This window comes from Devosia sp. LjRoot3 (assembly GCF_964252865.1).
Taxonomy (GTDB): Bacteria; Pseudomonadota; Alphaproteobacteria; order Rhizobiales; family Devosiaceae; genus Devosia.
In genome coordinates, this window is record NZ_CAXUPK020000010.1 from 21,538 (window position 1) to 28,224 (window position 6,687).

Below are 6,687 nucleotides of genomic sequence, written 5' to 3' on the forward strand. Positions count from 1 at the left end.
GGATGAAGATCGCCACCTACAACGTCAACGGCGTCAACGGCCGCTTACCCGTCCTTCTCCGCTGGCTTGAGGAGGCGGAGCCGGACACCGTCTGCCTGCAGGAGCTCAAATCGCCCGACGAACGGTTTCCAGTCGGCGCCATCGAAGCTGCTGGATACGGGGCTATCTGGCATGGACAGAAGAGCTGGAATGGCGTCGCCATCCTCGCTCGCGGAACGGTGCCGATCGAGACTCGGCGCGGCCTACCGGGCGACCCCGATGATCTTCACAGCCGGTACATCGAGGCAGCAGTCGAAGGCATGATCATCGGCTGCCTCTACCTGCCGAATGGCAATCCGGCTCCGGGCGCGAAATTCGACTACAAGCTGAAATGGTTCGAGCGGTTCGCCAATCACGCCGAGGAGTTACTGGCGAGCGATCTGCCGGTGGTTCTTGCTGGCGACTACAATGTCATGCCCACCGACCTCGACGTCTACAAGCCGGAGCGCTGGGTGGATGACGCCTTGTTTCGACCTGAGGTGCGCGAAGCCTATCACCAGATCGTCGAGCAGGGCTGGATAGACGCGGTACGCAAAGTCCACCCAGGTGAGCGCATCTACACCTTCTGGGACTATTTCAGGAATGCCTATGCCCGGGACGCGGGGCTGCGAATAGACCACCTCCTACTGTCACCAACACTCGCCAAGCGGCTCAAGGATGCGGGGGTGGATCGCCATGTTCGGGGGTGGGAGAAATCGAGCGACCACGCGCCCACTTGGATCGTTCTCAAATGACAGCGCCAACAACGCCGAATGGGCAGCTTCGATTTCGAACACTCGGCCAAACGGCTAGGCTTTAGGAACTTCAGCCCCGTCCAATGCTGTCGTGATCGTATCGGGATCGTTGGGCAGCGGCACGTAGCCCTGGCTCATCAACCAGTCTCTGATGATGGCGGAGGCGGCCTCGCCACGGGTCATGTGGCCGCGGGGAGATCGGTGCCGATCATCAATGAACCGATCAAGTCCCTCAAGCAGTGCATCGTCCACTTCAAGCTTTGCCATTTTTACCCCGACCATCGCCATGCGGCGGCGCCTTGCCGTCGTGAGCATAGCTGTTGGGCCCGGGCTCGTTCTCCTTCGGCGGTCGCGATCCACCGGGGCGTGGGATCTTGTCGTAGTCCTCTTCGGTGGAGGGGTGAGGATCGGCGACATCGTTCTTGCTCGATGTTCCCTCCCCGGTCGGCAAACTGTTCTTGGTCATTTTGAGCCCAGCTTTTTTTCGACGGGGTCGCGGCTGTTGCCGGCGGATTTGACCGCAGCCTTCACCTGGTCCTTCGACTTGCCGGTCTTTTCCGCTTCGTACCGGACTTCGTGATCCTGGCTGCCTGCGACCTTGGCGCGGTCCTGCGATCGGCCTCGGGAAGTTTCTGTCTGTGCCATGATGTCCTCCTTCTTGGTGGTTGGCCAACGCGCGAGCGACTCCAAGAGTTGCCCGGAACGGATTCGCCAGTGCCGAATTGAATCGCTGATGACTATGAGTTCAGCATGCCGGCCGTAGAGGCTGCACCACGCCAGAAGCGGCGGCGCCGCAGGGACTCAGAATCTACCCCCAATTATCCACTTCCAGAATTCCGGCCGTTCCAGCTCTGTACCCTGGCCGGAGAAGTCCCTAAGGGCGACGGATGGATATTCGAGATGAAGTTCGACGGATATCGCGCTCAGGTCGCCATCTCGGGTTCTGAGGTGCGGGTCTACACGCGCAATGGCCACGATTGGACCGAGAAGTTCTCGATGATCCTTGAGCCGCTGCGCCGGTTGACGAAGGGGAGCGCACTGCTGGATGGCGAGATCGTTGCAATCGACCAGAAGGGCCGAACGAACTTCTCGATGCTCAAGACCGGCATCGGTGCCGGCCTACCTCTGAAATTCTTCGCCTTCGACATTTTCGAGCTCGATGGTGCCGATCTGAGCGACCAGCCGCTCATAGATCGCAAGAAGGGCCTGTCGGACCTTTTGGGCGAGCGACCACCTGAGGATGCACTTCAGTTCTCGGGACACGTCACCGATGGCAAATCCCTCTTTCGGAGCATGTGCGAGGGCGGGCACGAAGGCGTCATCGCCAAGAGGGCTGAAGGGAAATATGTCGGCGATCGCACGACCAGCTGGCTCAAGATAAAATGCACCAAGCGTCAGGAGTTCGTTATCGGGGGATGGCGGCCGAGCGACACCGGCCGGGGCATGGCCTCATTGCTTCTGGGAACATACGAAGACGGCAAGTTCCTCTATCGCGGCCGCGTTGGCACAGGTTTCACAGAGGCAATGCGCAACAAGATCGTCGCCCAGTTGGAAAAGCTGCGGCTGGCGAAGCCAGCGTTTGCCTCTGTGCCGAGAGACATCGCCCGGCGCGCCAACTGGGTGAAGCCGGAACTTCTGGCCGAAGTGGCCTATGCCGAGATTACGCCAGACGGGTCAGTCCGCCATGCTTCCTTTCAGGGTCTTCGATCGGACAAGGCAGCAAGCCAGGTCATTCTGGAAATGCCGGCGGAGACGTCGGCAACTGAGCCACTTGATCCCGCCACGGGCAAAGATATCGCCGACGCGCTCGGCATAAAACTGTCTCACCCCGACAAGGTCATGTACCCGGGCACCGCCATTACCAAGGCACACCTCGCCGCCTACTATTCGGTAGTTGCTGAGCGGATGCTCCCCCATATCGTCGGGCGTCCGCTTTCCCTCGTCAGGGACACCGACAACGACCTGACAAGGACCTTCTTCCAAAAGCACCAACTGCCGGGCATGCCAAAGGCCATCAGGGCAGGCGAGCTACAAAAGCTCAGCGGCAAGGATGCGCGCATACTCTGGATCGAGGACTTGGCTGGTCTCATCGCCGGCGTGCAGATGAATACCCTCGAGTTTCATGTTTGGGGTTCAGGCCACCATAATCCTGACCTTCCGCATCGGATGGTCTTCGATATCGATCCAGACGAAGGTCTTTCGTTCGAGGACGTCAAACAGGCTGCATTCGACATCCGCGACGTGCTTGGGGCACTTGGCCTTCAGTCCTGGCCGCTCGCCTCGGGTGGGAAGGGAATTCACGTTGTGGTGCCGTTGATGCCGCAGGCTCACTGGAATGAAGTGAAAGATTTCTGCCGAGGTTTTGCGCAACTCATGGCACGAACTGATCCCCATCGCTTCGTCGCCAACATGAGCAAGGCGAGGCGGAAGGAGCGAATGTTCCTTGACTATCTTCGGAACGGCCAAGGCGCCACGGCCATTTGCCCTTGGTCAACGCGCGCGCGCGCTGGTGCGCCTGTGGCTATGCCGGTCTCATGGGAAGAGCTGAACAATATTGACCAAGCGAATGCGTTTGACGTTTTCGCCGCAGCAAATCGGACCAATGATGCCTGGACTGGCTATTTCGATGTGGAGCAAGTGCTGAGCGAGCGGCTCATAGAGGTCGTTCTCTCACACTGAGAAATCCGATCATACCTCACTTGGCCGTAAGGGTGGGTCTGGTTCGTGGTCAGGAAAGGGTTGCCGCGATGGCGGCAGATCGGGGCCGGGATCGGAACTCTCCAACGGGTCGTCTGGGTCGGGCGCGGGAAAATCATCGGGTGCTGGCAGCTCGTCGGGGTTTGAGATAGGTGGTACCGGCTCAGCGGTCAGGCGGTGTCGGCGATGGTTCGCGGGATGGGAAGCTCCCGATATCCTCCATATTCGAAACCCAACGGTTCACCCCGCAATGGTTCTCTCATAGCCCCTGGGAAGTAATCGGCTGCACCCTGTGTTCAGCTAGGCTCGTGCGGCGAGCGGGGCGGCGCCAAGCGCTCGGCGGTCTTCTTGGGTCGGCTACAGGTCCCCAGTGTCCGACCTCATTTTACTAAGGCCTCGTGTTTCCGGTCGTGTTTTCATTCGGTCTGCGCTAGTGTCCCTCGCGGAACGACTGATCGACTGCGAACCCCGGTTCAATAGCGTTCCATCGCCACCAAATCGTGGTCCATGCGGTACGCGGGATATCGGCACGCGCCGAGAAGAATTTGTCGAGTTCGCCGAGGGCACCAGAGGTGCCCTCTGGCCTTTTTTCCGGCTCCAGCTCCTATTTGCACTATCGGATCAACCCGGGCGATGAGATCGTTTATGCTCGGTCTCGCCATTGCGGAACTGATGCTGGGGCTTGAACGATGCAACACGCTTCTGCCGAGGACGCCCTGAGGGCAAACACAGCACGACTTCTGGCGATTTTCGACAGGTATCGCGTGACGAACCCCCGGCTGTTCGGGTCTGTTGCCCGGGGTGAGGCAGACCATCACAGTGATATAGACATTCTGATCAGCAAGACGGCCGCCATGGACTACGCAACGATCGGGGCCCTCCGAAAGGAGGTGAGTGCGACTTTGGGATGGCCGGTTCACCTCACTTTCGAAAGCGCGTTGAAGCCTGAAATTCGCGACGCGATTCATACAGATTTGAGGCCGCAGTTCTCATGCGCTCCCCGCTCCAGGGTGACGATATCGAGATGATTAATTCCGCGGCTACTGTCCGCTCTCGACCCCATTCCTGCCATTCGGTTGGCTGTTGTTGATGCCGAAATGCAGACATGAGGAGGCGCGACCCATAGCTGGTTAGGTGATCTCGACCTGCGGAGAAGGCCATTCGAGAAGGCCGTTCGATAAGACCCTGCGACAAGACTTTTCTTCTGACTGATCACGGACCGTGAGGCCTCCGCGTACCGCCGACGACAAAGCGCAAGAGTGACGCAGCAGGCGGCAGCACGCTGACCCGATGGTTGCGGGATGCACAGATCGATGGATGGTATATAGAGGTGAGGTGGTAGGGCCCACGCTCACTTGGAGCGCATGACGTATGGAGAAGCTCGTGATGGCCAGACAGGACAAAAATCAGCTGGAAACGGGAATGTCTTCTTGGACGCTCGCAGGCGCTGATCTTGTCTCGCAGCTTGAGCCGAGCAACCAGACTCGGTTGCAGTTGCAGGCTGACCCCGCGCAAGCGCCTGACCCGCGCGACTGGCTCGCTGCCATTGTCGAGGGGTCCGAGGACGCCATTGTCAGCAAAAATCTCAACGGCATCATACAAACCTGGAATGCCGGCGCCGCGCGGCTTTTCGGCTATAGCGCCGATGAAGTCGTCGGCAAGTCCGTCACCATATTAATCCCGCCAGATCGGCTGGACGAAGAGCCGTTGATTATCGCTCAAATTCAGAGCGGCCAGCGCGTGGAGCATTTCGAAACCAAGCGCCGCCGCAAGGATGGCTCCCTTGTCGACATCTCTCTAACCATCTCTCCCATCCGCAACAGGACTGGCGCAATTGTCGGCGCATCAAAGATCGCGCGCGACATAACCGAGAGATTGATCGCTCAGGAGCAGCAACAGCTCCTGATGGGCGAGATGCGCCATCGGGTTAAAAACCTTTTCGCGCTGGCCAGCGCCATTGTCTCGATAAGCAAAAACTCATCCGCGAGCGATAGCGACGTTATCGAAAGCGTGACGGCCAGGTTGGCCGCTTTGGCACGAGCACATGATCTCATCTTGTCGGATCGATTGCTTGGTCCTGATAACGAACAGCACGTCGCGCTGCTCACATTAGTCCAGACGATTCTCGAACCCTATGCAGCCGGCAACCGTATCAGCATCCATGGTCAAGATTTCAATGTTGGCGGCAAGGCGGTCACCAACCTTGCACTTCTGCTTCATGAGCTTGCGACAAATGCCGCAAAATACGGCGGCCTTTCAGTCGGTGAGGGCCGGATCGAAGTTGTGGTTATCAACGAGGGCGATTTGCTGCGCCTTGTTTGGCGAGAAAACGGTGGACCTGCACCAACACCGAGCGCAACAAAAGGCTTCGGCAGTCGCCTCGAACAGGGATTGGCAATTGCTCTAGGCGCTAAGATCGAGCGTGAATGGCAGCCGACTGGGTTGCTTGTATCCATCTTGATCTCGAAGGCGGCGATCTGCGTGTAATTCGCAGGCTGGAGCTGGTATGGGCAATCACAGCACTCAATTGAACGGTCACTCTGCATCCATTGTGGCGTTGGATCATTGATGCCCATGGCCCGCGTCAGCCCAGTCTTTGGTGAGGGCGACTATGCATGAACCTATCGCTATCCTGATCGTAGAAGACGAGATGTTCATAAGGATGGATGTCGCGGACCAGATCGCAGCCGCAGGCTTCCAAGTTTTCGAGGCAGCGAACGCCGACGAGGCAATCGAGCTTCTGGCTAGCACCCCGTCAATTCGATTAATATTCACTGATATCGACATGCCGGGCAGTATGGATGGGCTGAAGCTCGCGGAAGCGGTTCGTGATCGTTGGCCACCTGTGAAGATCATCGTCACCTCCGGGCACCGCATTGTCGAAATCACGGATATTCCCGATGGCAGTGTTTTCTTCAGCAAGCCGTACAAGCACGAGGAAATACTGGATTCCATGCGGGAACTCTTGGCATAGAATTCAGGGGCGACCTTTGTCGGCGTCGGACCCTATCGAAGACAGGGTGGCATGAGCGGGGCAGCCGCTTTGAGATATTCGCAGCAGAATTTGAGTGTCGAAGTGGGGCACATTCCTGATCGGCCGTAAACGACCCCGTTGCAGTCGTTCGAAGACGCTTTCCAAATCCCCGAAAGCGGTCATCGTCGTCCAGATCCGCCAACGGTGCTGTCAGGCTGATACGGGGAATTCAAGCGGAAGAGC

At 58.4% G+C, this 6,687-nt stretch carries 8 protein-coding genes; 5 read left to right on the forward strand and 3 right to left on the reverse strand.

The genetic code is table 11. From position 1 onward, the window contains the following. The first annotated feature begins 2 nt into the window (after positions 1–2). A complete protein-coding gene (gene xth / locus ACSQ2A_RS22800) occupies positions 3–773 on the forward strand; it encodes an exodeoxyribonuclease III (protein WP_436074141.1) in 771 nt (256 codons plus the stop codon). 54 nt (positions 774–827) lie between these two features. Here the strand turns inward: xth and ACSQ2A_RS22805 are convergent, their stop codons facing one another. The 3 genes from ACSQ2A_RS22805 to ACSQ2A_RS22815 are packed head-to-tail and all read right to left on the reverse strand — an operon-like array spanning position 828 to position 1,418. Continuing rightward, positions 828–1,040, reverse strand: coding sequence for a hypothetical protein (locus tag ACSQ2A_RS22805; RefSeq protein WP_436074142.1), 213 nt, complete (start codon positions 1,038–1,040; stop codon positions 828–830). Then, positions 1,027–1,239, reverse strand: a complete 213-nt coding sequence (locus tag ACSQ2A_RS22810) for a hypothetical protein (protein ID WP_436074143.1) — start codon at positions 1,237–1,239, stop codon at positions 1,027–1,029. The genes ACSQ2A_RS22805 and ACSQ2A_RS22810 overlap by 14 nt, the downstream gene beginning before the upstream one ends. Beyond that, complete coding sequence (locus tag ACSQ2A_RS22815; protein WP_436074144.1) at positions 1,236–1,418, reverse strand: DUF3606 domain-containing protein; 183 nt, start codon at positions 1,416–1,418, stop codon at positions 1,236–1,238. The genes ACSQ2A_RS22810 and ACSQ2A_RS22815 overlap by 4 nt, the downstream gene beginning before the upstream one ends. A gap of 105 nt (positions 1,419–1,523) precedes the next feature. Here ACSQ2A_RS22815 and ligD point away from each other — a divergent pair, with 105 nt between their 5' ends. The 4 genes from ligD to ACSQ2A_RS22835 all read left to right on the forward strand — a co-directional run bounded on the left by ligD (position 1,524) and on the right by ACSQ2A_RS22835 (position 6,444). Next, positions 1,524–3,452, forward strand: coding sequence for a DNA ligase D (gene ligD, locus ACSQ2A_RS22820; protein WP_436074145.1), 1,929 nt, complete (start codon positions 1,524–1,526; stop codon positions 3,450–3,452). A 707-nt stretch (positions 3,453–4,159) separates the two neighbouring features. After that, positions 4,160–4,498, forward strand: a complete 339-nt coding sequence (locus ACSQ2A_RS22825) for a nucleotidyltransferase family protein (RefSeq protein ID WP_436074146.1) — start codon at positions 4,160–4,162, stop codon at positions 4,496–4,498. Between the two features lie 343 nt (positions 4,499–4,841). Beyond that, positions 4,842–5,957 carry a PAS domain S-box protein gene (locus tag ACSQ2A_RS22830; protein WP_436074147.1) on the forward strand — a complete coding sequence of 372 codons (1,116 nt, stop codon included), beginning with the start codon at positions 4,842–4,844 and terminating at the stop codon, positions 5,955–5,957. Between the two features lie 124 nt (positions 5,958–6,081). Continuing rightward, the gene (locus ACSQ2A_RS22835) at positions 6,082–6,444 is read left to right on the forward strand and encodes a response regulator (protein WP_436074148.1); all 363 of its coding nucleotides are present in this window, start codon (positions 6,082–6,084) and stop codon (positions 6,442–6,444) included. The last annotated feature ends 243 nt before the right edge of the window (positions 6,445–6,687 follow it).

Excerpts from the sequence above, each read along its gene's own strand:
- ACSQ2A_RS22825 (WP_436074146.1), top strand. The coding sequence starts at position 4,160 with ATGCAACACGCTTCTGCCGAGGACGCCCTGAGGGCAAACACAGCACGA.
- ligD (WP_436074145.1), top strand. The coding sequence starts at position 1,524 with ATGCCGGCCGTAGAGGCTGCACCACGCCAGAAGCGGCGGCGCCGCAGG.
- ACSQ2A_RS22810 (WP_436074143.1), bottom strand. The coding sequence starts at position 1,239 with ATGACCAAGAACAGTTTGCCGACCGGGGAGGGAACATCGAGCAAGAAC.
- ACSQ2A_RS22830 (WP_436074147.1), top strand. The coding sequence starts at position 4,842 with ATGGAGAAGCTCGTGATGGCCAGACAGGACAAAAATCAGCTGGAAACG.
- ACSQ2A_RS22805 (WP_436074142.1), bottom strand. The coding sequence starts at position 1,040 with ATGGCAAAGCTTGAAGTGGACGATGCACTGCTTGAGGGACTTGATCGG.
- ACSQ2A_RS22835 (WP_436074148.1), top strand. The coding sequence starts at position 6,082 with ATGCATGAACCTATCGCTATCCTGATCGTAGAAGACGAGATGTTCATA.
- xth (WP_436074141.1), top strand. The coding sequence starts at position 3 with ATGAAGATCGCCACCTACAACGTCAACGGCGTCAACGGCCGCTTACCC.
- ACSQ2A_RS22815 (WP_436074144.1), bottom strand. The coding sequence starts at position 1,418 with ATGGCACAGACAGAAACTTCCCGAGGCCGATCGCAGGACCGCGCCAAG.